The sequence below is a fragment of the Streptomyces sp. NPDC127595 genome (assembly GCF_042671685.1).
Classification (GTDB): domain Bacteria; phylum Actinomycetota; class Actinomycetes; order Streptomycetales; family Streptomycetaceae; genus Streptomyces.
Map to the genome: position 1 here is coordinate 380,057 of NZ_JBHXWK010000002.1, position 21,811 is coordinate 401,867.

Consider the following 21,811-nt stretch of genomic DNA (forward strand, 5'->3'; position numbering starts at 1 on the left):
GTGGCACTGTCCGCATCGCTGGGGAGCCTCGCTCTTCCGCAGGCTCTTGCGGATCTTCCCGGGCGCCAACAAGGGGCGGGCTGTCCGTCAACAGCAGCGGGAGTCACGCGCATCACGCCGTCAGGGGCGTGGTCGGCGAGTTGTGGTTCGGCCTGGTCTTTGCTGTCGGCCATCGCACCGATGGACACGGTGCCGAGACGGGCGTCGGGTGCCGGCACGCTCAACTATCAAGGGATATCGATTGATGGAGAATCGCAGAGAAGAAAGAGAAGAAGGGGAGCAGGCACCCGGGCGCAAGGTGCTCGACCTGACCTTTGTGCAGGTCGCGGCGAGCGCGCTCGCGACGGTGGTGGGTGCGGTGCTGGCCTCCCTGCTGGGGGTGACCGGGACGATCATCGGCGCCGCCGTGGTCAGCACCAGCGCGACCGCAGGCGCCGCGGTCTTCTCGCATGCCTTCCGGCGGACGGGCGAGGAGATCCGTAACCGGGTGCCGCCCGTAGGAGTGCCGAGGACGCCGGGCGAGGAGCGTGCGGAACAACGCGCGGACGCCCGGGCGGCGTTCGGGTCACCGGCGGACGCCACGGCTGCCGACGCGACGCCGTCGCCCCATGGCCCCGGTGCCGGGCACGCTGTGACGACCGCGCCCTCCACGGGCGAGTCGGTCACCACCTATCGGGGTGGCTCCTCCCGGAAGTCCTTCGGCTGGAAGAAGTACGCCCTGGCGACGGGCTTGGTGTTCGCCTTGGCGATGGTCACGGTGACCGCGGTCGAGCTGATCGCGGGCAAGCCGGTATCGGCGGTGGTCAAGAACGAGCCGGGCAGGGGGACTTCGGTGGGAGGCGGCACGGACGGTGACTCCGCTCCCGCCGACAGCCCGACACCCACCCCGGGTGTGTCCAGTGGCACTGCCTCCCGGACGGACAGCTCCGCCGCACCGGACGCGAGCCCGCAGCCGGACACCAGCTCCGGCCCGAGCGCGATCCCAAGTGCCAGCTCCAGCCCAAGCGCTCCGGCGTCGTCCGTGCCGTCCGGCGACGGTGCCGTGAGCGATTCCGACACCACCGCTGACTGAGCGGCGACCGGGGCCGGTCAGGTCCTCGCGTGAGCGGTGCCGGCCGGGTCTCTCCGCCACCACCGGAGTCGATCCGTACGCCTGTGTACGCACCCGGCGGATGGCCTCGGAGTTCCTGGAGCGGATACTCCTGCGGCCTTCCGTCGTCAGTCCGTGTAGAACAGGCGTGCCGGGGAGTCGACGAGGATCTGTCGGCGGTCGGTCTCGTCGGGGGCCCAGTCGGCCAGCAGGTTCAGCAGCTCGCCGGTGTCCCGTTGGCCGTCGATCAGGTGCGGCCAGTCCGAGCCCCACACCAGGCGGTCGGGGCGGGCCGCGACGAGGGCGCGGCCGAGCGGCTCGACGGAGGACAGTGGCTTGTCCTTGGCGATGCGGTACGGCCCGGAGAGCTTGATGTAGCAGCTCCCTCCGTCGAGGACGCGCACCAGACGCTCGAAGTCCGTCTCCGTCAGCCCGTCCGACTCCTTCATGTATCCCATGTGGTCGATGACGAAGGTGTCTTCGAGGTCGGCGAGGAACGGCAGCAGGTCCCGTACGACGGTCCCGGGTGTGTAGAACTGCAGATGCCAGCCGCGCGGCCGTGCCCGGTCGGCCATCCTGCGGACGTAGGAGATGAGGTCGTCGGTCGGCCAGGAGGCGCGGGCGAACAGGTCGAGGCGGATCGCCCGTACGCCCAGCTGGTGGTAGAAGTCGAGTTCCGTGTCGGGGGTGTCCTCCTCGATGCGCACCACACCCCGGCAGCGGGAGCCGACCTTCTTGAGCACCTCGACGAGCAGGCTGTTGTCCGTGCCGTAGTAGGTGGGCTGCACGAGGACCATGCGTTCGATGCCGAGCCGTTCGGTCAGACGCAGGTACTGCTGGAGGGTCCCGTCCGGGAACGCGTACAACCGGTCGCGCACGTGCGCATAGCCGGGCTCGAAGACATGGAAGTGCGTGTCGCAGCTGTCGGGGGGCACTTGGAAGCGCGGCAGCGTATTGCTCTCGGCGGCCCGCATCGGCGACGGCTCGGGGAGTTCGGTGGTCATGGGGGTCCGTCCTTACTCTGAGCGGGCCTGCTCGGTGGGAGGGGTGAATGCCTGCTGGGCGTGGGCCTGCGCGGCCTCGAAGAGCAGTGCCGTGTCGGTGCCGGTGATGCGCAGTGAGCAGACGCCGAGCGGGACGAGCGCGTCCAGGATCGTCCGGTCGCCGATGCCGCCGAGGACCATGAGCTTTCCGTGCTTCTGGCAGGCGTCCGCCAGGGTCTTCACCGCGTCACGGACGCGCGGATCGTCGTACTGACCCGGCACCCCCAGCTCGGCGGTGAAGTCGTTCGCGCCGAGGGCCAGCATGTCCACGCCGTCCAGCGCGGCGATCGCCTCCGCGTTCGCGACGCCGTCCGGCGTCTCCAGGAGGATCTGCACGATCGTGGCGTCGTCGAGCGCCGGGTTCAACTCCCGTGCGGGCGTGGGGCGCAGGCCGAGCTGGGGGACCATGTTGGTCTGCGAGCGCTGTCCACGGGGGGCGAAGCGGCAGGCGCGGGTGATGTCACGTGCCTGCCCCACCGTCTCGATGCGCGGCGCGATGATCCCGTGGGCTCCGCCGTCCAGGAGGCGGCCGATCATCCCGTACTCGCGCTCGGGGACCCGGACCAGCGCGGTGAGCCCGAGACTGTCGGCGGACGCGCACAACTGGGCGGCGACATCGGTCGACATGGTGGAGTGTTCGAGGTCGACGAGGATGCTGTGGTGGCCGGTCGAGCGGGCGATGTGGACGACGTCCGTCGTGCGGCTGCCGCGGACGGCCAGCATGAGGGTGGGTTCGCCGGCGTGCAGGCGTTCCAGGAACCCACCGGAGAAGGGGTGTTGGGGCATGGGGGAGTCGCTTTCTGGTCAGGCCGCCGCGGAGACGGAGCCGTAGGCCGGGTAGGGCTCGTCGTCGAGGCCCGGGACGGTGACGGTCAGGGGGTTGTTGCCGTGTTCGATGAGCTGCTGGGCGGCGTAGTCGGTGACCGCGCCGGACAGCAGCTGGCGTGGGTCTTCCATGACCAGGCGCAGCCGGGTGACGAGGGTGAACCAGTCCTTGGGGGAGCGGATGCGGGGCTGTTCGGTGATGACCTCGTCGGCCCGGGTGACCGTCCGCTCGCCCAGGAGCCCGGGACGGTCGTCGCCGGGGGAGAACGCCGGATAGCCCTCGAACATGGCTGCGCCGAGCTCGACCGTCACCCTGGTGCCCGCCCACAACTGCCGTAGCACCGGCTCCAGCGCCTCGACCTCGCTCAGGTCTCCGCCGACGGGCGTGGCGAATCCGGGTGCGTGCGGGGCGATGTAGAGGCGCTCCAGCGGCAGCGTGTGCCGCGAGGCGGCCAGTACGGTGCCGGCGACACCGTTCGTACGCCATGTCACCCCGGCCGTGGGGCGCCCTATCTGCCCGACGACGACCACCATGGTGCGGGCCCAGTCGATGTTCTGGCCGTCGCACCAGGCGATGAGCCGGTGCGCGTTGTCCATGCCGACCAGGAAGAACGTGGCGACCATGATCCGGTTGAACGACACCGGGAGGTCAGGACCGTCCTCCAGATACTCCTCGCGCAGCGTCCGGTGGTTGAGGCAGGACGACGGGTCGGCCAGCGCACGCAGGAGATACCGCTCGGTGACGGCGCAGGCGTAGTCGACCATCGTCGCGATGGCCTCCTCCCGGCCCCGGTGGGCGACGGCGGCGATCCGGTCGCGCCACAGGGCCGTGCTGTTGGCCGCGCGTGAACGCCGTACCTGGTGCAGCAGTTTCTCGGCATCCGCCCGCCACACCCCGCCCGGGTCGTGGCCGTAGAGCTCGACGAGCGAGGCCAGCGCGGTGCCCAGATGCGATACGGCGGCCAGTTCCTTGAAGCCGCGGTTGCTCAACCGGTAGGCCAGGACGGTCGGCGGCCGGCCGTCGCCCGGGTACAGCGCCATGTCCGCCCCGGTCACCACGAGCAGCGGATCGCGGGCATGAGCCCGGGCCGCGGCTGCGCGCAGATGCGCACCTATGGAATCGGGGCCGGCTGTATATGCCGTGAACAGGTCGATGAGTTCGGGACTCTCGTGATCAGACATGTCGGTCTCTCTTTCGCGAGACGTCGCAAGACTTCGCAAGACGTCGCAGGGCTTCGTAAGACGTCGCAGGGCTTCGCAGGGCCTCGCAGGGCTTCGTATGGCAAGTGGCAGACGCGGCCGAGCGGGACTCGGCCGGCCGTCAGTCCGCCCTCAGTCCGTGAAGCGGTAGACGCGGGTCTCGGCGGCGAAGCGCAGTTCGGCCGTCAGCGAGTTGGTCTGCACGATCAGCGGACCCGAGGTGCTGTCCAGCACGGCGAGATCGGTGCCGCCCGTCGTGGGGAACGTGGCGACCATGTCCAGCCGGTCCCCGTCCCACCGGTAGATCTGCGACAGCAGCGCGGACGTGGGACCGGTCCGGGGGCCCTGAATGAAGTTGACCCGGATGACATAGAGCCCGCGGGCGGTGCGTACGACGGCGAGCTCCCGCGCGCCCACCCCCGCGAGCTTCTGGTGCTCCACGAACCGGTCCGCCGCGGCATCCCAGCGCAGCACCCGCGAGCCGTCGTCGATACAGGCCACCACCAGGTACGTACCGCTGCCGCCGGGGTCGTCGAAGGTGGCGAACGCCCGGCCGGCGGCCGTGGCGAGGTCCTGATGGGGAACGAACTGCGTCCCGTCCCAGCGGTACAGGACGCTCGGCACGACATGGTCGGCGTGGGCGAGCAAGGTGTGGCCGCCCACCGTGAACAGGTGCCAGTTGTACGCCCACTCGGAGGGGATGTCCTGGAAGTGCGCGAAGCGGGTGCCGTTCCAGACGTAGATGACGGACGGCCGGTTCTGCTCGGCGTGTTGGGGGAGCGCGACTCCCTGGGCCAGCGCGAGGAAGTGCCGGCCGTCGACGGTGAAGTACCGCCACTGCTTCGCGGCGAAGGAGTCGAAGGTCTGGAAGGGCACGAACCGGGCGCCGTCCCATTCGAAGAGCATGGACGGGACGGTGTAGTCGTAGGGCCCGGCTCCGGTGCGGATGCTCGCCACCGCCAGGAAGTTCCGGTGCCCGATGGTGAAGGACTCGGCGTCCTCCCCGCCGGGTCCCTCCAGGGTGCCCCACGGTTCGAAGCGGTCCTCGTCCCGGCGCAGCAGCAACAGCTCGGTCTCGCTGTCGCCGCCGTTCATGTGCGCGGGCGTTCCGGGGATGTCGTAGGCCAGTTGGGGGATCGCGAGGAGTTCCAGACCGTCGACGTGGACGGGTTGCGCGGCGCGGGCCCCGGAGGTGGCGATCGTCTGGATCAGGCTCAGGTATGTGCTGGTCATGGCAGCCTTCCGGCGCTAGCAGGGCTACTTCTCATCGGGGTGGACGGGCTGCCGCGGCCCAAGTGGCGCGCTCATGACGCCTCTTGCCTGGGAGCGGCTCCGAAGAAGAGCTGGGCCATGTCCGGGTCGGCGAGCAGCGCGTCGGCGGCGCCGGTGTGCAGGACGCGGCCGCCTTCCATGACGACCGCGTGGTCGGCGAGGGTGAGGCCGAACCGTACGTTCTGTTCGACCATCAGGACGGTGACCCCTTCCTGGTTGAGCGTGGTGACGGAGTCGGCGAGCTGTTTGGCGGCCTTGGGGTCGAGGCCGAGTGTCGGCTCGTCGAGGAGGACGACCCGGGGGCGCAGCATGAGGGCGCGTGCGAACTCGACGGTGCGGCGCTGACCGCCGGACAGGGAGGCGGCCTTGTCGTCCGCGCGCTCGGCGATGAGCGGGTAGAGCTCGGTGATCTCCTCGTACCGGCGTCGGTTGCGCTCGCGTTCCTTGCGGTTGACGTAGGCGCCGAGCATGACGTTCTCGCGCACGGTAAGGGACGGGAACAGCCCGTGGTGCTGCGGCACTTGGACGACTCCGCGGCGCAGGATCTCCGCGGGGGAGTGGCCGCCGATCTCCTCGTCGCCGAGCAGGACCTGGCCCCCGCGGGGGCGCAACAGCCCGCTGCACGCCTTGAGTACGGTGGACTTTCCCGCTCCGTTGGGGCCGACGATGCAGGTGATGGCGGATTCGGCGGCGGTGAAGTCGACGCCGCGCAGGATGTCGCCGGCGCGTCCGTAGCCCGCCACCAGATTCCTGAAGGTGATCATGAGTTGGCTCCCGTGGTGGCCGGGGTGTTGCCCGGGCCCGGCGTGTGGTCGCCGAGGTAGGCGTCCAGGACGGCGGGGTCCTGTTCGATCTGTCCGGGCGGGCCGCTCGCGATGACGTGTCCCTGCGCCAGGACGTGGATGTGGTCGCACAGCGACAGCACCAACGGCATGTTGTGCTCGACGATCACCACGGTCGTGCCGGCTTCGTTGAGCTTGCGGACGATGCCGCTGAGCCGTTCCACGAGCGCCGGGTTGATGCCGGCGGCCGGTTCGTCGAGCAGCAGTATCCCGGGCTCCAGCATCAGGGCCTGGGCGAGTTCGACGAGCTTCTGCTGCCCGTACGACAGGTCGCCCGCGCGGTGTTCGGCGTACGCCTGCATACCGACGAAGTCGAGCCACTCACGGGCCCGCGCCGCCTCCTTGCCGCTGATCGCCGAGGCGGCCAGTCCCGCGGTGGTGAACGAGCGGCTTGGCACGGCGAGGTTCTCCACCGCGGTGAGCTGCGGGAAGACCCGGGTGGCCTGGAAGGTGCGGGCCAGTCCGGCGTGCGCCCGCTGCCAGCGCGGCAGTCCGTCGATCCGCCGCTCGCCCAGGTGGATGCTGCCGCTGTCGGCCGGGAGGCTGCCGTCGAGGAGGTTGAACACCGTGGTCTTGCCGGACCCGTTGGGCCCGATCAGTCCGGTGATCGAACCGCGCTCCACGGTGAACGAGCAGTCGTCGACGGCGCGCACCCCACCGAACGCCTTGCTCAGGGCGGCCACTTGCAGCAGTGGACCCTGCGCCGTCGTGGGGGTGCGGTCGCGGACCACGGCGGCGGGAGGCAGGGCGTCGGGAACCGGGGTCAGCCGGGTGCCGGCCACCGCCTGCGGCCCGGTGCGGCGTCGGCGGGTCACCCAGGCGGCGCCCTCGGTGAGCATGCCCTTGGGGAAGAACAGGACGATCGCCGCGAGCAGGGCACCGTAGATGATCAGTCGCCACGAACCGGCGTCGGGGCCGCTGAGGGTCTGGTTGGTGAGCTGGTTGAGCAACTCGAGCAGGAAGGCGCCGAGCACCGGCCCCCACAGGGTGCCAACGCCGCCGAGGTGCGCGGCGAGCACGATCTGCATGGCGATGACGATGTCGAACATCGACGCCGGTTCGAGGAAGGCGATGTAGTAGGCGTAGACGCCGCCGGCGACACCGATCGGGAAGGCGCTGGCCGCGAACGCGAACATCTTGTAGCGGTCGGTGCGCAGTCCGATGCCGTCCGCCTTCGACTCGTCGTCGCGGATCGCCATCAGGCCGATGCCGAACTTGGAGCGGCGGATCGCCCACGAGCCCCACACGGTCAGCGCGAGCAGCGCCAACAGGTAGTAGTAGAACGGCCAGTTGAGATACGCCCGGTCCCAGGTCGGCAGCGGCAGCGCGAGCCCGTGGTTGCCGTTGGTCAGCGATCCCCAGTTGGACACCAGCAGCGCCGTGAACTCCAGGAAGGCGAAGCTGATGATGACGAAGGCGATACCGCGGGTGCGCCGGCCGACCAGACCGAGGACGAGGGCGGAGGCGGCCGCGACGACACCTCCCACCGGCGCGGCCAGCAGCGGGGAGATGCCGGTGTGGATGGACAACAGGGCTGTGGTGTAGGCGCCGACGCCGAGGAAGGCGCTCTGCCCGAGCGAGATGTAGCCGGCGTACCCGGAGATGATGTTCCAGCCGGAGGCCATGACGGCCAGCAGGAACCCCATGATCGCCATGTTCTGCAGATAGGCGTTGTCGTTGACGAGCGGGAGGACGGCGAGGCCTGCGGCGGCGAGACCGATCCCGTACGCCCGTAGGCGGTTGATGGTCATGCGCGGCTCATGTCCTCTCGCAGCCGGGTGCCGAGCAGGCCCTGCGGGCGGACCACGAGCACCAGGATGATGGCCAGATAAGGGACCGCGACGGCCCAGTCGGGCGCCACGTACGTGGAGGTCAGCGACTCGGCGACGGCGATGACCAGGGCGCCGAGCACACTGCCGGGCAGGCTGCCCATGCCGCCGAGCACGATGATGGCGAGCGTAAGTCCGATCCAGTGGTCGGCCGAGCTCGGCATGAACGGATACAGCAGACTCAGCAGCGTCCCGCCCGCGCCCGCCGCCGCCACGCCGAGCGCGTAGGCGGCGGCCCACACGGAGCGGACCTCGATGCCGATGAGCCGGGCGCCTTCCGAACTGGACGCGGTGGCCTGGATGGACCGGCCGAGCCAGGTGTGGCGCAGCAGCAGATACAGACCGGTGAGGACCACCGCGGCGACCAGACAGGCGTACACCTGGGCCTGCGGAAACTTCAGCCCGAGGATGTCGAAGGAGCGGTTCGCGTAGCCGGGCGTGACCGACTTCGGCTCGTTGCCCCAGATCAGGGCGATGACGCCCTTGGTGACGAGCGTGAGGCCGAAGGTGGTCACCAGCGCCATCGACGCGTCGGTGGTCCGTGACCGCTCGATGAAGACGTAGTACGTGGCCCAGCCGACGACCAGCAGACACGGCGTCGTGATGAGCACCAGGAGCAGCGGGTCGATGCCGGTGGCGTTCCACAGCGAGTACGTGAGGTAGGCGCTGAGGATGAGCATGCCGCCCTGGGCGAGGTTGACGACCTTCATCACGCCGAAGATGAGGTTCATGCCGGAGGCGACCAGGGCGTACACACCGCCGACCAGCAGCCCCAGCACCAGGGCCTGGAGGAACGTACCCACTACGACCACCCGGGCTTGGGGTTGACCGCCTTGTCGACGGTCTTCTGGCTCGCCGGGGCGACGAACTCGAACTTTCCGCTCTGCCACTGGGCGAGCAGCATGTTGCCGTCCGGGACCCCGCGCTCGTCCCACTTCAGCGGGCCCACGATGGTCTGCACGGTGTGTGAGTGGAGCCAGTCGGCGAGCTTGTCCTGGTCGAGACTGCCCACGCCCTTGACCGCGGCCTCCAGCACCTGGCCGGCCGTGTACGCGTTGGCGGCGTCGTCACCCGGCGCCGATCCGTAGGCCTTCGTGTACGCGGCCACGAACTCGGCGTTGCCCGTGAAGTCGGCCTTCGGGCTCCAGGCGGCCGAGGTGAAGATGCCCTCGGTGTTCGCCTCGCCGATCGCCTTGGGATAGGAGCCGATGAGGCTCGGGGCGTTGGTCTGGAACATCATCTTGGGGCTGAACTGCTGCTTCTGCAGCGCCTTGACGAAGCCCGCGCCGTCGTTGGCCGCGACAGCGCCGTGGATGATCAGGTCGGGCTTGGCCCGCGCCACCGCGCTGGCGATGGAGTCGAAGTTGACGGTGTCCGGCGCGTACTTCTCGCTGTAGACCGTCTTCACGCCGAGCTTGGTGAGTTCCTTGCGGAACTCCTCGACGGTGACATCGGTGTTGGGGTCGTCCTGGGTGGGATAGGCGGCCGTCTTCGGCCGCTCGGCGGCCGGCAGCGACTTGACGTACTGCACGAACTGCTCGGGCAGGTCCAGCGAGGTGCTGGGCTGCGCGAAGAACAGGTAGTCGTAACCGCGGTTGAAGATCTCCTCGGCGCCGCCGGAGGGTTCGACGTAGAGCATCTTGTTCCGCTCGGCCACGGCTGAGGCCGGCAGGTTGAGCTTCGAGGAGAAGGTGCCGAGCAGCAGGTCGGAGCGCTCCTGGCTGATGAGGCGGTTGTAGTTGGTGACGACGGTGTTCTGGTCGAAGCCGTCGTCGAGGACCTTCAACTCGACCTCGCGGCCCAGCAGTCCGCCGTCGGCGTTGAGCTGGTCGAGCCACACCTTGTAGCCCTCGTACGCGGGCTTGGAGGCATCGGCGACCGGGCCCGACAGCGGCAGTGAGGCACCTATCTTGATCGCTCCGCTGCTCGAACCCGACCCCGATCCGCACGCGGTGGCGAGCAGCAGCACCGCCGCCGTCGCACTGAGCAGGGCTGAGTGTCGTCCGCTTCGGCCGATTCCTGGCATGACATTCACCTCAAGTTGGTGATCGTGATGGCGGTTCACATGGACGGCCCCGCGGACCGGCGCGGCACCGGATGGCACAGCACCGGGACGGAGGTGGCGACCGGAAGCGGTGACGGCTCGTCAAATGCAGTTCCGGAGGCGACCCGTTGGCGCCTGTCCCTTGCGCGTGGAACGTCTCCCAGCCGTGCAGGCGACGCCCGACCGTGGGTGGTGACGGCTGAGGTGCCCACAGGCACCCTTGCCCTTGATGTGCAATGTATACATTGCACATCAAGGGTCGACAAGGGATCGGGCAAGGGTTGCCGCAAAAAGCTCTACTCGCGGGTAGCTCCGAGTGCCGGCCGGGCCCGGCCATCGGGTTTGCCGAGTGCGATGGCAAAGTGGCGCCGGGTCATGACGGGCGCCGGGCCGTGCCTCAGTGGTGGCTCTCTCCGTACATCTCCGCCGCCTCGCGTGCGTGCTCGGCCGCGGCGGCCTCCGCCCTCGGCGGGTCGCCGTCGACGATGGCGCTGACGATCGCGTCGTGCTGGCGGGGTGCCAGGTCCTTGCGCCGGTGGATGTTGCTGAGGCTCACGATCGCGAACCGAGCCCAGATGCGGTCGAGCGTGTCCTCCAGCAGAGGGTTGCCCGAGAGGCGGGCCAGCATCATGTGGAAGTCGAGATTCGCGCGCCAGGCCCCTGTCGGGTCACCGGCCTCGGCCTGCTCCTCCACCCGGCGCGAGGCCTCCTTGAGCCCGCTGAGCTGCGCGGGGGACAACTCGCCGTCGCGCTGTGCGGTGGCCGCGAGCTTGGCGGCCAGCGCGTCCAGCGCGCCCTGCAGTTGCGTCGCGTGCAGCATCTCCTGCGGGGAGAGCGAACTGACCACCACACCCCGGCCCGTCGAGGTCACCAGGCCGTCGCTCTGGAGCCGGCGCAGCGCCTCGCGGACGGGCGTCCGGCTCATGCCGAGGTCCTCGCAGATACCCAGCTCCGTCAGCCGGTCGCCGGGCGTGTAGTGCCCGTCGATCAGCCGCTCGCGCAGCCGCCGGTAGGCGAGTTCGGCTTGGTTGTGCAGCCCTGGAGGCTCTTCGGGACGGGCACCGGAAGAAAGCATGTACAACGTATACATTGCATTCAGTCGTGGAGGCAATGCCATGCCGCCCACGCTCCCGACCGGATGGTACGCCCGCCCCGGGTCACCCCGCGGCGGTGTGGACCCGGCCGGTGACTTCGCCCAGGCCGATGCGGTTGCCGTCGGAACCGGGTGCGGTACCGCTGACGGTGACCTCGTCGCCGTCCTCCAGGAAGGTACGGGCCGAACCGTCGGGCAGGGTGAGGGGGCGGGCGCCACCCTCGCTGAGCTCGATGAGGGAACCGCGTTCGTCGGCACGGGGGCCACTGACTGTGCCCGACGCGTAGAGGTCGCCGGTACGGGTGGAGGCTCCGTTGACCGTCATGTGAGCCAGCATCTGTGCGCCGGTCCAGTACATCGAGGCGAACGGGGGCGTGGAGATGAGGAAACCGTTGAGGCGGACCGCGAGGTCCAGGTCGAGCCCCTGCTTGCCGGTGTCGGCGAGATACGGCAGCGGCTCGGGATCGCGCGGGGGCGGCGTGGTCCAGGCGGCGTCCAGGGCGTCGAGCGGCACGATCCACGGGGAGACCGACGTGGCGAACGACTTGCCCAGGAACGGTCCGAGAGGAACGTACTCCCAGGCCTGGAGGTCGCGCGCCGACCAGTCGTTGACCAGGCAGACCCCGAAGACGCGGTCGCGGAAGTCGGTCCCGGACACCGGCTCCCCCTGACGTGAGCCGGTGCCGACGACGAAACCGACCTCGGCCTCGATGTCCAGCCGCTGGGAGGGGCCGAAGACGGGCGACGCCGCTTCGGGGCTCTTGCGCTGTCCACTGGGCCGGGTGACGGGCGTGCCCGACACGACCACGGTGCCGGCCCGGCCGTGGTAACCGATGGGCAGATGCTTCCAGTTGGGGGTGAGCGGGTCGCTGCCGGGACGGAAGAGACGCCCCAGATTCGTCGCGTGGTGCTCACTGGCGTAGAAGTCGACGTAGTCGGCGACCTCGAAGGGCAGGCTCAGCCGTACGTCCTGGAGCCGGTGCAGATGTGGCGTGACGGCCTCCTGGTGCCGGCCGTCGGCCAGTAGGTCGGTCACCCGGGACCGCACCTGCGTCCAGCGGTCGCGGCCCTGCGACATGAACGCGTTGAGCGAGGACCGGGCGAAGACCTGGTCGTCGAGCACCGCCGCGAGATCCAGCACCTGGGAGCCCACGCGGACCCCCACGCGCGCGGCGCCGTCGCGCGGGGAGAACACCCCGTAGGGCAGATTGCTGATCCCGAACAGGTCGTCGGACGGCAGGTCCAGCCAGGTCATGGGGCGTCACTTCCAGTGTCTGAGGGTCGGTGGGCGGGCCGGACGGGCCGGGCCGGCGATTGGATCGTCGGGGGGAGCTTCGGGAGCCGACGCGAGTTCGCCGTTGCGACAGCGGTCCCGGCCGGCCGGCTCCAGGTCAGAAGTTGCCGCGCCTGGCCTGCTCGCGCTCGATCGCCTCGAACAGGGCCTGGAAGTTGCCCTTGCCGAAGCCGAGCGAGCCGTGCCGCTCGATGAGCTCGAAGAAGACGGTGGGACGGTCGCCGATCGGCTTGGTGAAGATCTGCAGCAGATAACCGTCCTCGTCCCGGTCGACGAGGATGCCCCGCCGCTGCAACTCCTCGACCGGTACCCGTACTTGGCCGATCCGGGCGCGCAGTTCAGGGTCCTCGTAGTACGAGTCGGGGGTCGCGAGGAACTCCACCCCCTCCGCGCGCAGGGCGTCGACCGAGGCGATGATGTCGTTGGTGGCCAGCGCCAGATGCTGCGCCCCGGGGCCCTGGTAGAACTCCAGGAACTCGTCGATCTGCGACTTCTTCTTCGCCACGGCCGGCTCGTTGAGCGGGAACTTCACTCGGTGGTTGCCGTTCGCCACCACCTTGCTCATCAGCGCCGAGTACTCGGTCGCGATGTCGTCCCCGATGAACTCGGCCATGTTCGTGAAGCCCATGACCCGGTTGTAGAAGTCCACCCAGTCGTCCATCTTGCCGAGTTCGACATTGCCCACCACGTGATCGAGGGCCTGGAAGATCCGCCTCGGCGCACCGGGGCGCTTCACGTACGAGGAGGAGCGGGCCACATACCCGGGCAGGTAGGGCCCGTTGTAGCGGGACCGGTCGATCAGCGTGTGCCGGGTCGTCCCGTACGCGGCGAGCGCGGCCCGGCGTACGGTGCCGTGCTCGTCGCTGATGTCGTGCGGCTCCTCCAGGACCTTGGCGCCCTGGGCCCGCGCGTGCCGGACACACCGGTCGACGTCCGGTACTTCGAGCGCGATGTCGCTCACTCCGTCGCCGTGTTTGCGGTGCGCGTCGGCGAGGGCGCTGGCCGGGGCCACGGCTCCCTTGAAGACGAAGCGGATGGCACCGCTGCGCAGCACGTACGCCTGATGGTCACGGTTGCCGGTCTCGGGGCCGGAGTAGGCGATCAGCTCCATGCCGAACGCCGACTGGTAGAAGTGGGCGGCCTGGGTGGCGTTGCCCACCACCCACTCCACGGCGTCCCAGCCCGTCACGGGGAACGGGTCGCTGTTCTCGTCGTACTCGACCAGGCCGACGAGCTGCTGAAGCTGTGTCAGGTCCAGTTCGGCCAGGCGCTCCTGGCTGGTGAGAGTCTGCTCGATGCTCATGACGGAGCTCTCCTTCAGGCGAAGGCGGAAAGGCGGACCGTCCCGGGCGTACCGAAGTCGCAGCCCGCGATGACAGACAGCACAGCTCCTGAAGCCAGCCTGTGCAAGAGTTGCTCTGAACGCTGGGCAGACTGCCCAATCTGCATAGCCGGAGCGGCCCGGCGCTGGACAGAATGTTCAGCGATGAGCCGCTCCGGAACAGGGACCGGTTTCAACCGGCGTACCGGGAGCCCAGGTCCTAGTGGGCCCCCACCAGTACCTCCGCGGCGGCCACCCCGGAGGCGGCGGTGGCACCGTGGGTGAAGATCTGCATCGCTCCCGGTACGGCGGCGCCCGGCAGGCCCATCTCCACGACGATGGCGTCCGGGCGCGCCGCGATGAGGTCCGCGAGGGCGCGGGCCATCCACTCGTGCCGGGAGGCGTCCCTGACGACGACCACCAGGGGGCGCCCCTTGGCCGATTCCAGCGCGCAGGCCTCCACGGCCGCGGCCCGCGAGTGCAGATCCTGCTGACGCACGCGGGCGATGGTGGTGCCGGGGAGCCGTTCGAGCAGCGGGGCGGCGACACCCCACGGGGTTTCCTTGCCGATGGCCAGGTTGGTGGTGGCCACGAACTCCACCACGTGGGGTGCGGCGGACAGGGGCAGGGCGTCCTGGACCGCTCCTGCCAGCCGGATGGCGCGGCGGGCGGCCGCGAATCCGATGTCGTTGCTGATCGTGTCGACGGTGTCGGCCTGGGTCAGGCCGGCCGACCAGCTCGCGAACTCCCGGACGCGCCCGGCCGCTTCCTCGAGGCGGTCATGGCCGAGGTCGCCGCGGACCACGGCGTCGACGAGGGACCCTGCGAGCAGGCCGACGGTGGCCTCCTCGGCGTTCTCGCCGCCGACACAGATCGCGTCGGCACCCGCGGCGATCGCTCGCACCGTGGCGCCGTCGATCCCGTAGCGGTCGGCGACGGCACCCATCTCGATGGCGTCGGTGACGATCATGCCTTCGAACCCGAGCTCCCGGCGGAGCAGGCCGTCCAGGATGCGCGGGCTGAGAGTGGCGGGCAGCTCGGAATCGTAGGCGGGGACCAGGAGGTGGCCGCTCATCACCGCACGGACACCCGCGTCCAGGGCGGCCCGGAACGGGGGCAGCGCCTGGGCGGCGATCTCCTCGCGGTCGGCGCCGTAGGTGGGCAGGCCGTGGTGGGAGTCGACGGCGACGTCTCCGTGACCGGGGAAGTGCTTGGCGCAGGCGGCGACTCCGGCCGACTGGAGCCCCCGGATCCACGCGGCGGTGTGCCGGGACACCACCTTCGGGTCGATACCGAAGGACCTGACCCCGATGATCGGGTTGTCCGGGTTGGAGTTGACGTCCGCGCTGGGCGCGTAGTCGAGGCTCACTCCGGCGGCACGCAGTTGGCGGCCGAGGCCGGCGGCGACGGACTCGGTCAGTTCGGTGTCGTCGACGGTTCCGAGTGCGAAGTTGCCCGGCCGGGTGGAGCCGGTCGCGGACTCGATCCGGGTGACATCACCGGCCTCCTCGTCGATCGCGATGATCAACTCCGGGTTCTCCGCGCGTAGTTGCCCGGTCAGCTCGGCGACCTGTTCCAGCGACACGATGTTGCGGGAGAAGAGCACGACGGACGCCAGTCCGTCACCGATCTCGCGCAGCACCCAGGCCGGCGCCTCGGTGCCCACGAACCCCGGCTGCAGGACGGAGAGCGCCAGCCGACGCAACTCCTTGCTGTGCTTGCTGGAGACCATCGAGTGCGTTCGCCTTTCGGGAGGAGCCCGCGCATCCGTGCCGCCGATGCCTCGCATCGACATGACGACATGGATTTGGTACAGACCAATGAGCTTTGGCCCAAGGCTAACCGTTCGTGTCAAGGGTGTTGGTGGGCCGGCGCCGGCATGGCTCTGGGGCTGTTGTCCGAGGTGGCCGCCTTCCTGTGTGCGAGGTGACCACCTTCCGCCCGCTTTCAACCCGCCGTTCATGAAGGCGTTTTGAGTGCGACGTGCACTCAAAGACATGTTTGACAGGGTGAGTTGGTCTAGTCCAAATTGGTGGTGCGCGAGTTCGAAGAGGGGCTGGTGTGGCACCTGATGCGGTGACCCTGCAGGCCGGCCATCCCTCTTCCTTGTTGTGCGACGTGCGCCGCTGCCGGCTCCGTCGTACAACGCCGGTGCGCGTCCGGACGGCAGGTGAGCAGACCGTCGCACGTCCGGATCCACGTGGCGAACGTGCCGCACGCCATCGGTGACCGCGTTTCCGTCCTCGTGGACACATCTGTCGACGGGGAAGACCGAGGTCTGGAGCACTGCATGCCCACGCCTGACCGATTTCTCCATCGAGCTGCTTCTCCCGTCCCCTACTTCAGCGCGGACGCGGAGACCTATCTGGCGCAGACCCCCCTGCGCGATCTGAAGAAGACCGTCCCGCTCAGGGTGTTGTCCGAAGAGGACTTCGCCTCATGGCAGACCTACGGCTACGTCGTGGTGAAGCAGGCCATCCCCGCCTCGGCGGCCAAAAGCCTGCTGGACTTCACCTGGGACTTCCAGCGGCTCGACCCCGAGCGCCCGGACACCTGGTACGAGGAGCGCAAGTACCGCTCGGACCTGGACCGGGACCTGCACATCTACGGATTCGTGGAGGCGTACCACCACCAACTCCTCTGGGACAGCCGCCAGACGCAGCGGGTCTACGACGCGTTCGTCGACGTATGGGACTGCGAGGAGCTGTGGGTCACTCTCGACCGGCTCAACCTGAACCCGCCCAACATCAAGAACCGCGACCGGGCCCTGATACCCCGCACGGACGAGGGCTTCGACATCGAGCTGCACTGGGATGTCGACACCACACTCGGAATTCCGCCGCAGCGGGTCCAGGGGATCATCGCGCTCAACGACATCACGCCGGAGCTCGGCGGCTTCCAGTGCTCCCCGGAACTGTTCCGGCAGTTGGACCACTGGAAGGCACTACAGCCGGAGGGTCGTGACCCGATCCGGCCCCGGATCGACCGGGCCGAGTTCCCCGTATTACGCCCCGAACTCGAGGCCGGCGACCTGCTGATATTCAACGGACTGCTGGCACACGGTGTGGCCCCCAACACCTCGCAGAACGGCGTACGGGCGGCGCAGTACCTGTCGATGATGCCGGCGCTGGACACCCACCAGACCCTCAGGCGCTCACGGGTCGACTCGTGGCGCAACCTCAGCACACCGGACTGGAACGCGACGCTGCTCGGTGACGCCAGGCTGCACGAGTCACTGAGGTACGACAGGGCCGAACTCGACGAACTGGGCGCCAAGTTGCTGGGCCTCGCGTCCTGGAGCGGTGTGGAGCTGGACGAGCCGGTCGGAGAAGCGGCATGCGCCGAATATGCCTGACCCTTCCCACGAACAGACCGTGCTCCGCGACCATCGAGGCCATCGGTGAGGAAGCGGCCTACGCGGCGCAGCACTTCGACGCCGAAGTGCACCTCCTGATCCTCGACTCCTGCGACACGCCCGCCTACGCGGAACACGCCTTGACCGTGCGCCGCCTCCCCGCCGATGAGCGGATCGTCGTCCACCACATCGACGAGGCGGAGCAACAGGACTTCCTCCAGCGGGTGATCGGCCGGGCCGGGACCACGAAGCCCGACCTCCTGCTGGACCTGATGCTCCCCGACCGCCTCTCCTACGGGGCCTGCACCAACCGCGCGTTCCTCATCGCCGTCGCACTCGGCTGCGAGTCCGTGCACCGCAGGGACTCCGACAGCCGGTACCAGGTCGTGAACGGCGAGACCGTCTTTCCCATCCATCACGAGCTCACGGCGCTCGGTAGGCGCGCGGCCGAGGTCGGGCCGTATGTCACCGAGAACGCGCTGGCCGCGCAGCACCAGGACAAGCGGGTCGCGATGGTGGGCAGCTCCTTCGTGGGCGAACTGTCCGTGGACATCGGCGACATACTCCGGATCGACCGCGACGTCTACTACGACATGGTCAGCCTGTGGGCACCCACCCACTGGTCCGACGAGTTGAAACAGGAACTCGTCGACGACTCCTTCCGCGGCGCGGGCACGGACCCGTTCGTCAAGGACCATTCGACGCTGGCCCTCGTCGACCCCATGCGCGTGGACATGTGCAACATCAGCTTCCACGGGGTGCACGAACGCGTGCCGCTGCCGCCTGCCACCGACACGATCGGCAGCGACTACTTTCTCATCCACCTTGTCCACGACGCCGCGCTGCCCGGTGTGCTGCACAACCGCAACATCGAGAACTTCTACACCGGCGAACGAAGAACCGACTCCGGGTTCATGGCGTACCAACTGCGCTACGTCAAGTTCCTGCTGTCGATGCTCTACTTCAACTCCATCTACGACGGGATGGCCCAGGCCGGCCCGGCGCTGCTCGACGACGAGGGACAGCTACGCGCGTCCGTCGTCGCCCGGTTGGCGAGCGAGAGCACGGGGCTCGACCGCACCGAGAACGTCCAGCGCCTGGACATCCTGGACACCTCCTACCGCAAACTGGGCGGAATCTACGCCGAGTTCGCCGACCTGCTGGCGACGCGCCGCGAACGTCTCCTCGACGAAGCCCGCAGCGACATCGAGGCCTTCGCCCTCTTGGTCGAGGCATGGGACCCGCTGGTGCGGGTGGCTCGGCGCACCCCCGTACGCCTGTCACCGGGGCGGCCGCGGTGAGCGAGACCATGACGCAACTGTCCGCACCTCTGCTCGCGGCGCTGACCGCCGCCGACGAGGACCGGATCGTTCTGGACCTGGCCGGAATCGAGGAGCGGTACGAGACGCTGCAACGCGAACTGCCGGGAGTCCTCGTCCGTTTCGCCATGAAGGCCTGTCCGGTGGACGAGGTGCTCGCGTGTCTGGCGCGCAAAGGCGCCGGCGTCGACGGGGCGAGCCCGCGTGAACTGCAACAGGCGCTGCGGACGGGGGTGCCGGTCGGCCGTATGCACTTCGGCAACACCGTCAAGTCCGACCGGGACATCGCCGATGCCCATCGCCTCGGCATCAGGGACTTCGCGACCGACAGCCTGGAGGACGTGGCGGCGATCGCGGCCCATGCTCCGGGAGCGCGGGTGTTCTGCAGACTGTCGACCAGCGGCGAAGGGGCGCTGTGGGGCCTCAGCAACAAGTTCGGCTGCTCGCCCGCCGACGCCGTGCAAGTACTGGAAGCCGCACGGGAGTTGGGCCTGACCCCTTCAGGCCTGTCCGTGCACGTCGGTTCCCAGCAGATGACGGCGGACGCCTGGCACAGCGCCGTCGAATGCGTGGCGGACGTCCTGACCGAGCTGGGCAGCCGTGGGATGACGCTGGACCACGTCAACCTCGGCGGCGGTCTTCCGGCGCTCGGCTACCTCGACAGGTTCGGCATGCCGCTGGACCCGCCGATGGACAAGATCTTCGCCGTGATCCGCGAGGGGATGCGGTACCTCAGGGGGGTGCATGGCGACCACTTGAAGTTCGTCATGGAGCCGGGCCGCTATATGGTCGCCGACCACGGCGTCATCCGGGCGCAGGTGGCCCGGCTGTCCGAGCGGCGGGGACCGGAGGGCGAGCGTCAGTACTGGCTCTACCTGAGCGCCGGCAAGTTCAACGGCCTCTACGAGATGGACGCGTTGCAGTACCGGCTCGTGTTCCCCACGCACCGCGACGCCGAGTGCGTTCCGGCCGTCGTGGCGGGGCCCACCTGCGACAGCGACGACGCCTACCACCATGAGCACGGCCTGGTCGACGTACCCAAGGACCTGGCGTCGGGTGATCCGGTCTGGGTGCTGTCCAGCGGTGCCTACTCGATCAGTTATATGACCGAGGGCTTCAACGGTTTCGCCCCGCTCCCGTACACCCTGACGAACGCGGGCCGCCCGTGAGCGACGTCGTACACATACGCGCCATCACGGACCCCGACTGGGACTCCATCGTGGCGATGGAGTCCCGCGCCTACACCGGACTCGGCCTGTCGGAGGGGCGGGCCGCACTCCGGTCCAGGGCGGGCGTCTCGCCCAGTACGTGCTTCGTCCTGGACCTCGGGTCCGGGCCGGCCGGCTACCTGCTGGCCATGCCCTATCCGGCGTTCCGGTACCCGGATCTGGAACGGGCCGGGGAGCCGGCTGTCCCACCGCGCCAGGGGCCCGGCTCGGGCAATCTGCACCTGCACGACATCGTTATCACCGAGGAGTTACGCGGCAGGGGACTGGCCCAGCGCCTTCTCCAGCACCTCACGCTGACGGCCCGGAGGCGTGGGGACGAACGGATCTCGCTGATCGCCGTCGGCCACAGCGACAGGTTCTGGTCGGCGCGCGGGTTCACCGCTCACCCGGGGATCTCTCCCGGCGGCTACGGCACGAACGCCGTCTACATGTCCAAGGCGGTGCCGACCGACCTGGATGCACAGCCTGAGCCGACCGGCGTGGTGCCGCGCGGCCCCTCCGCCCCGACGAAGCGAGCTGATGTGCGTGTCCCGTGTTCATGACCCCGCTGTCCGTACTCAAAACCCCTTTCTCCGTGCTCAGTTGGCGATTGCCGCGCTGTTCTGTTCCCTCGGTTTCCAGTACGCCACCTGGGCCGCACGGATCCCCGCCATCAAGGCGGATCTCGAGCTGACCGCGGCCGAGGTGGGGGTGCTGCTGATGGCGGCGGGGATCGGCGCCGTGGCGTCTTTCCCCCTGGTCCCGGTGCTCATGAAGCGGCTGGGTTCGGCGCGGCTGGCGCTCCTGTCGACTCTCGGCCTGACCCTCCTGCTCCTGGCGCTGGCCGCAGCGCCGAACTATCCGGTCGCCCTGCTGGTCATGTGTGCCGACGGCGTCCTCGTGGGATGTCTGAACGTCGCCATGAACGCGCAGGGAGCGGCTCTTGAGGCGCGGTACGAGCGCAACACCATGGCCAGGCTGCACGCGACCTTCAGCGGCGGCTCGCTGCTCGCGGCGCTCCTCGCCTCCGGTATGAACGCGGCTACCTCGTCGGTCGGGGCGCACTTCGGTGTGGCGGCCGTGGTCCTCGTCCTGCTGGCCGTCGGCGCGCGGCCCGGTCTACTCGCCGAGGACGAGCGTGCCGAGGGCGCGCTCGCCGAGGAGAAGGAGGGGAAGAGCCGTAGCCGCTGGACTCTTCCGTCCCGTGTGACGCTGTGGATGTGCCTCGCCATGGCGTTCGGAACGGTCACCGAGGGGTCCATGAACGACTGGTCCGCCCTCTACATGAAGGACGTGGCCAAGGCGTCGGCTGAACTCGCGCCCCTGGGAATCGCCGTGGTGGCGGGAATGATGGTGGTGGCCCGCCTCTTCGCGGACGGCTGGCGCAGCCGCTGGGGCGACGGCCGTGTCGTCGTCCTCGGCAGCGCGCTGGCGGCCGCCGGGCTGGCCTTCGCCCTGGTGAGCGGGGGAGTGGTGCCGGCGCTTATCGGGTTCGCCTGCGTCGGACTGGGATGCGCGGCGGTGACCCCGTGCGTCTACGTGGCCGCCGCCAGACAGGGCTCGGACGCGCTGGCTCTCGTCGCCGCCATGGGCACGACGGGCCTGCTGGCCGGCCCGCCGTTCATCGGTTTCGTGGCGAACTCCAGCAGCCTGGTGTGGGGTCTTGGCGTGGTCGCGGCGGCGGCGCTCGTGGTGACCCTGTGCGGTACGCAGATCCGCTGGACACCGGTGACCGGCTGAGTCTTTCCGCGTACTGCGCACGGTTCCGTTCGGGCGTGCTCCACTCCCCAGTGGGCCAACTCCGGCTTTGCGGCCGGAGTTGGCCTACCTGTGCATGGCACGGCCGGGGACAATGAGGCGTTGACCGGCTGCCACCGGGTCTTGCCGGCCGGCTGGTTCCCGCGCGCCATGAAGCGCCCCCGAGCCCCTGGCCGGGGCGCCTTTCGTCGGTGCGCGCGCCCAGCAGTACGGCGCTGAAACACGGCACAGCAGTACGGCGCTGAAGCACGGCACAGCAGTACGGCGCTGAAGCACGGCGCTGAAGCACGGCACGCCCGCTGACCAGCGGCGCGTGGC

General features: G+C 69.2%; 18 protein-coding genes. 6 read left to right on the forward strand and 12 right to left on the reverse strand.

Going from position 1 to position 21,811, the window contains the following annotated elements:
- Window positions 1-244 precede the first annotated feature (244 nt).
- Window positions 245-1,072 (forward strand): hypothetical protein, encoded by an 828-nt coding sequence (locus ACFVKT_RS08220; protein WP_385728857.1) that lies wholly within the window; start codon window positions 245-247, stop codon window positions 1,070-1,072.
- Between the two features lie 146 nt (window positions 1,073-1,218).
- Here the strand turns inward: ACFVKT_RS08220 and ACFVKT_RS08225 are convergent, their stop codons facing one another.
- The 12 genes from ACFVKT_RS08225 to ACFVKT_RS08280 form a co-directional block, all read right to left on the reverse strand.
- The gene (locus ACFVKT_RS08225) at window positions 1,219-2,094 is read right to left on the reverse strand and encodes an amidohydrolase family protein (RefSeq protein ID WP_385728859.1); all 876 of its coding nucleotides are present in this window, start codon (window positions 2,092-2,094) and stop codon (window positions 1,219-1,221) included.
- Window positions 2,095-2,106: 12 nt separating this feature from the next.
- Window positions 2,107-2,919, reverse strand: coding sequence for an HpcH/HpaI aldolase/citrate lyase family protein (locus ACFVKT_RS08230; RefSeq protein ID WP_385728861.1), 813 nt, complete (start codon window positions 2,917-2,919; stop codon window positions 2,107-2,109).
- Window positions 2,920-2,937: 18 nt separating this feature from the next.
- Entirely contained in the window at window positions 2,938-4,140 is a 1,203-nt protein-coding gene (locus tag ACFVKT_RS08235) for a DUF5624 domain-containing protein (RefSeq protein ID WP_385728864.1), read from the reverse strand.
- A 150-nt stretch (window positions 4,141-4,290) separates the two neighbouring features.
- The gene (locus ACFVKT_RS08240) at window positions 4,291-5,391 is read right to left on the reverse strand and encodes a hypothetical protein (RefSeq protein ID WP_385728866.1); all 1,101 of its coding nucleotides are present in this window, start codon (window positions 5,389-5,391) and stop codon (window positions 4,291-4,293) included.
- Between the two features lie 71 nt (window positions 5,392-5,462).
- Window positions 5,463-6,194, reverse strand: a complete 732-nt coding sequence (locus ACFVKT_RS08245; protein WP_385728868.1) for an ABC transporter ATP-binding protein — start codon at window positions 6,192-6,194, stop codon at window positions 5,463-5,465.
- Window positions 6,191-8,023, reverse strand: a complete 1,833-nt coding sequence (locus ACFVKT_RS08250; protein ID WP_385728870.1) for an ATP-binding cassette domain-containing protein — start codon at window positions 8,021-8,023, stop codon at window positions 6,191-6,193. Before ACFVKT_RS08250 ends, ACFVKT_RS08245 begins: the two co-directional genes overlap by 4 nt.
- Window positions 8,020-8,904, reverse strand: coding sequence for a branched-chain amino acid ABC transporter permease (locus ACFVKT_RS08255; protein WP_385728872.1), 885 nt, complete (start codon window positions 8,902-8,904; stop codon window positions 8,020-8,022). The genes ACFVKT_RS08250 and ACFVKT_RS08255 overlap by 4 nt, the downstream gene beginning before the upstream one ends.
- Window positions 8,904-10,127: an amino acid ABC transporter substrate-binding protein gene (locus ACFVKT_RS08260; RefSeq protein ID WP_385728874.1), complete on the reverse strand. Its 1,224-nt coding sequence runs from the start codon at window positions 10,125-10,127 to the stop codon at window positions 8,904-8,906. Before ACFVKT_RS08260 ends, ACFVKT_RS08255 begins: the two co-directional genes overlap by 1 nt.
- 415 nt (window positions 10,128-10,542) lie before the next feature.
- The gene (locus tag ACFVKT_RS08265) at window positions 10,543-11,220 is read right to left on the reverse strand and encodes a GntR family transcriptional regulator (protein WP_385728876.1); all 678 of its coding nucleotides are present in this window, start codon (window positions 11,218-11,220) and stop codon (window positions 10,543-10,545) included.
- An 82-nt stretch (window positions 11,221-11,302) separates the two neighbouring features.
- Window positions 11,303-12,493 carry a fumarylacetoacetase gene (gene fahA, locus ACFVKT_RS08270; protein ID WP_385728878.1) on the reverse strand — a complete coding sequence of 397 codons (1,191 nt, stop codon included), beginning with the start codon at window positions 12,491-12,493 and terminating at the stop codon, window positions 11,303-11,305.
- Between the two features lie 136 nt (window positions 12,494-12,629).
- Window positions 12,630-13,835, reverse strand: a complete 1,206-nt coding sequence (gene hppD, locus ACFVKT_RS08275; RefSeq protein ID WP_385728880.1) for a 4-hydroxyphenylpyruvate dioxygenase — start codon at window positions 13,833-13,835, stop codon at window positions 12,630-12,632.
- A 238-nt stretch (window positions 13,836-14,073) separates the two neighbouring features.
- A complete protein-coding gene (locus ACFVKT_RS08280) occupies window positions 14,074-15,585 on the reverse strand; it encodes a glycoside hydrolase family 3 protein (RefSeq protein WP_385728882.1) in 1,512 nt (503 codons plus the stop codon).
- Between the two features lie 558 nt (window positions 15,586-16,143).
- On the opposite strand from ACFVKT_RS08280, the gene ACFVKT_RS08285 reads away from it, so the two are divergent.
- Genes ACFVKT_RS08285 through ACFVKT_RS08305 form a run of 5 tightly spaced genes read left to right on the forward strand, consistent with a single transcriptional unit; the run spans window position 16,144 to window position 21,475 of the window.
- Window positions 16,144-17,208 (forward strand): phytanoyl-CoA dioxygenase family protein, encoded by a 1,065-nt coding sequence (locus ACFVKT_RS08285; RefSeq protein ID WP_385728884.1) that lies wholly within the window; start codon window positions 16,144-16,146, stop codon window positions 17,206-17,208.
- Window positions 17,190-18,509 (forward strand): DUF6271 family protein, encoded by a 1,320-nt coding sequence (locus ACFVKT_RS08290; RefSeq protein ID WP_385728886.1) that lies wholly within the window; start codon window positions 17,190-17,192, stop codon window positions 18,507-18,509. Before ACFVKT_RS08285 ends, ACFVKT_RS08290 begins: the two co-directional genes overlap by 19 nt.
- A gap of 8 nt (window positions 18,510-18,517) precedes the next feature.
- Window positions 18,518-19,696 carry a type III PLP-dependent enzyme gene (locus ACFVKT_RS08295; RefSeq protein ID WP_385728887.1) on the forward strand — a complete coding sequence of 393 codons (1,179 nt, stop codon included), beginning with the start codon at window positions 18,518-18,520 and terminating at the stop codon, window positions 19,694-19,696.
- Window positions 19,693-20,298 (forward strand): GNAT family N-acetyltransferase, encoded by a 606-nt coding sequence (locus ACFVKT_RS08300; RefSeq protein WP_385728889.1) that lies wholly within the window; start codon window positions 19,693-19,695, stop codon window positions 20,296-20,298. Before ACFVKT_RS08295 ends, ACFVKT_RS08300 begins: the two co-directional genes overlap by 4 nt.
- The gene (locus ACFVKT_RS08305; protein ID WP_385728892.1) at window positions 20,276-21,475 is read left to right on the forward strand and encodes an MFS transporter; all 1,200 of its coding nucleotides are present in this window, start codon (window positions 20,276-20,278) and stop codon (window positions 21,473-21,475) included. Before ACFVKT_RS08300 ends, ACFVKT_RS08305 begins: the two co-directional genes overlap by 23 nt.
- Window positions 21,476-21,811 lie beyond the last annotated feature (336 nt).

Excerpts from the sequence above, each read along its gene's own strand:
- fahA (WP_385728878.1), bottom strand. The coding sequence starts at position 12,493 with ATGACCTGGCTGGACCTGCCGTCCGACGACCTGTTCGGGATCAGCAAT.
- ACFVKT_RS08235 (WP_385728864.1), bottom strand. The coding sequence starts at position 4,140 with ATGTCTGATCACGAGAGTCCCGAACTCATCGACCTGTTCACGGCATAT.
- ACFVKT_RS08250 (WP_385728870.1), bottom strand. The coding sequence starts at position 8,023 with ATGACCATCAACCGCCTACGGGCGTACGGGATCGGTCTCGCCGCCGCA.
- ACFVKT_RS08285 (WP_385728884.1), top strand. The coding sequence starts at position 16,144 with ATGCCCACGCCTGACCGATTTCTCCATCGAGCTGCTTCTCCCGTCCCC.
- ACFVKT_RS08245 (WP_385728868.1), bottom strand. The coding sequence starts at position 6,194 with ATGATCACCTTCAGGAATCTGGTGGCGGGCTACGGACGCGCCGGCGAC.
- hppD (WP_385728880.1), bottom strand. The coding sequence starts at position 13,835 with ATGAGCATCGAGCAGACTCTCACCAGCCAGGAGCGCCTGGCCGAACTG.
- ACFVKT_RS08225 (WP_385728859.1), bottom strand. The coding sequence starts at position 2,094 with ATGACCACCGAACTCCCCGAGCCGTCGCCGATGCGGGCCGCCGAGAGC.
- ACFVKT_RS08290 (WP_385728886.1), top strand. The coding sequence starts at position 17,190 with ATGCGCCGAATATGCCTGACCCTTCCCACGAACAGACCGTGCTCCGCG.
- ACFVKT_RS08260 (WP_385728874.1), bottom strand. The coding sequence starts at position 10,127 with ATGCCAGGAATCGGCCGAAGCGGACGACACTCAGCCCTGCTCAGTGCG.
- ACFVKT_RS08295 (WP_385728887.1), top strand. The coding sequence starts at position 18,518 with ATGACGCAACTGTCCGCACCTCTGCTCGCGGCGCTGACCGCCGCCGAC.
- ACFVKT_RS08240 (WP_385728866.1), bottom strand. The coding sequence starts at position 5,391 with ATGACCAGCACATACCTGAGCCTGATCCAGACGATCGCCACCTCCGGG.
- ACFVKT_RS08265 (WP_385728876.1), bottom strand. The coding sequence starts at position 11,220 with ATGCTTTCTTCCGGTGCCCGTCCCGAAGAGCCTCCAGGGCTGCACAAC.
- ACFVKT_RS08280 (WP_385728882.1), bottom strand. The coding sequence starts at position 15,585 with ATGGTCTCCAGCAAGCACAGCAAGGAGTTGCGTCGGCTGGCGCTCTCC.
- ACFVKT_RS08230 (WP_385728861.1), bottom strand. The coding sequence starts at position 2,919 with ATGCCCCAACACCCCTTCTCCGGTGGGTTCCTGGAACGCCTGCACGCC.
- ACFVKT_RS08220 (WP_385728857.1), top strand. The coding sequence starts at position 245 with ATGGAGAATCGCAGAGAAGAAAGAGAAGAAGGGGAGCAGGCACCCGGG.
- ACFVKT_RS08305 (WP_385728892.1), top strand. The coding sequence starts at position 20,276 with ATGTGCGTGTCCCGTGTTCATGACCCCGCTGTCCGTACTCAAAACCCC.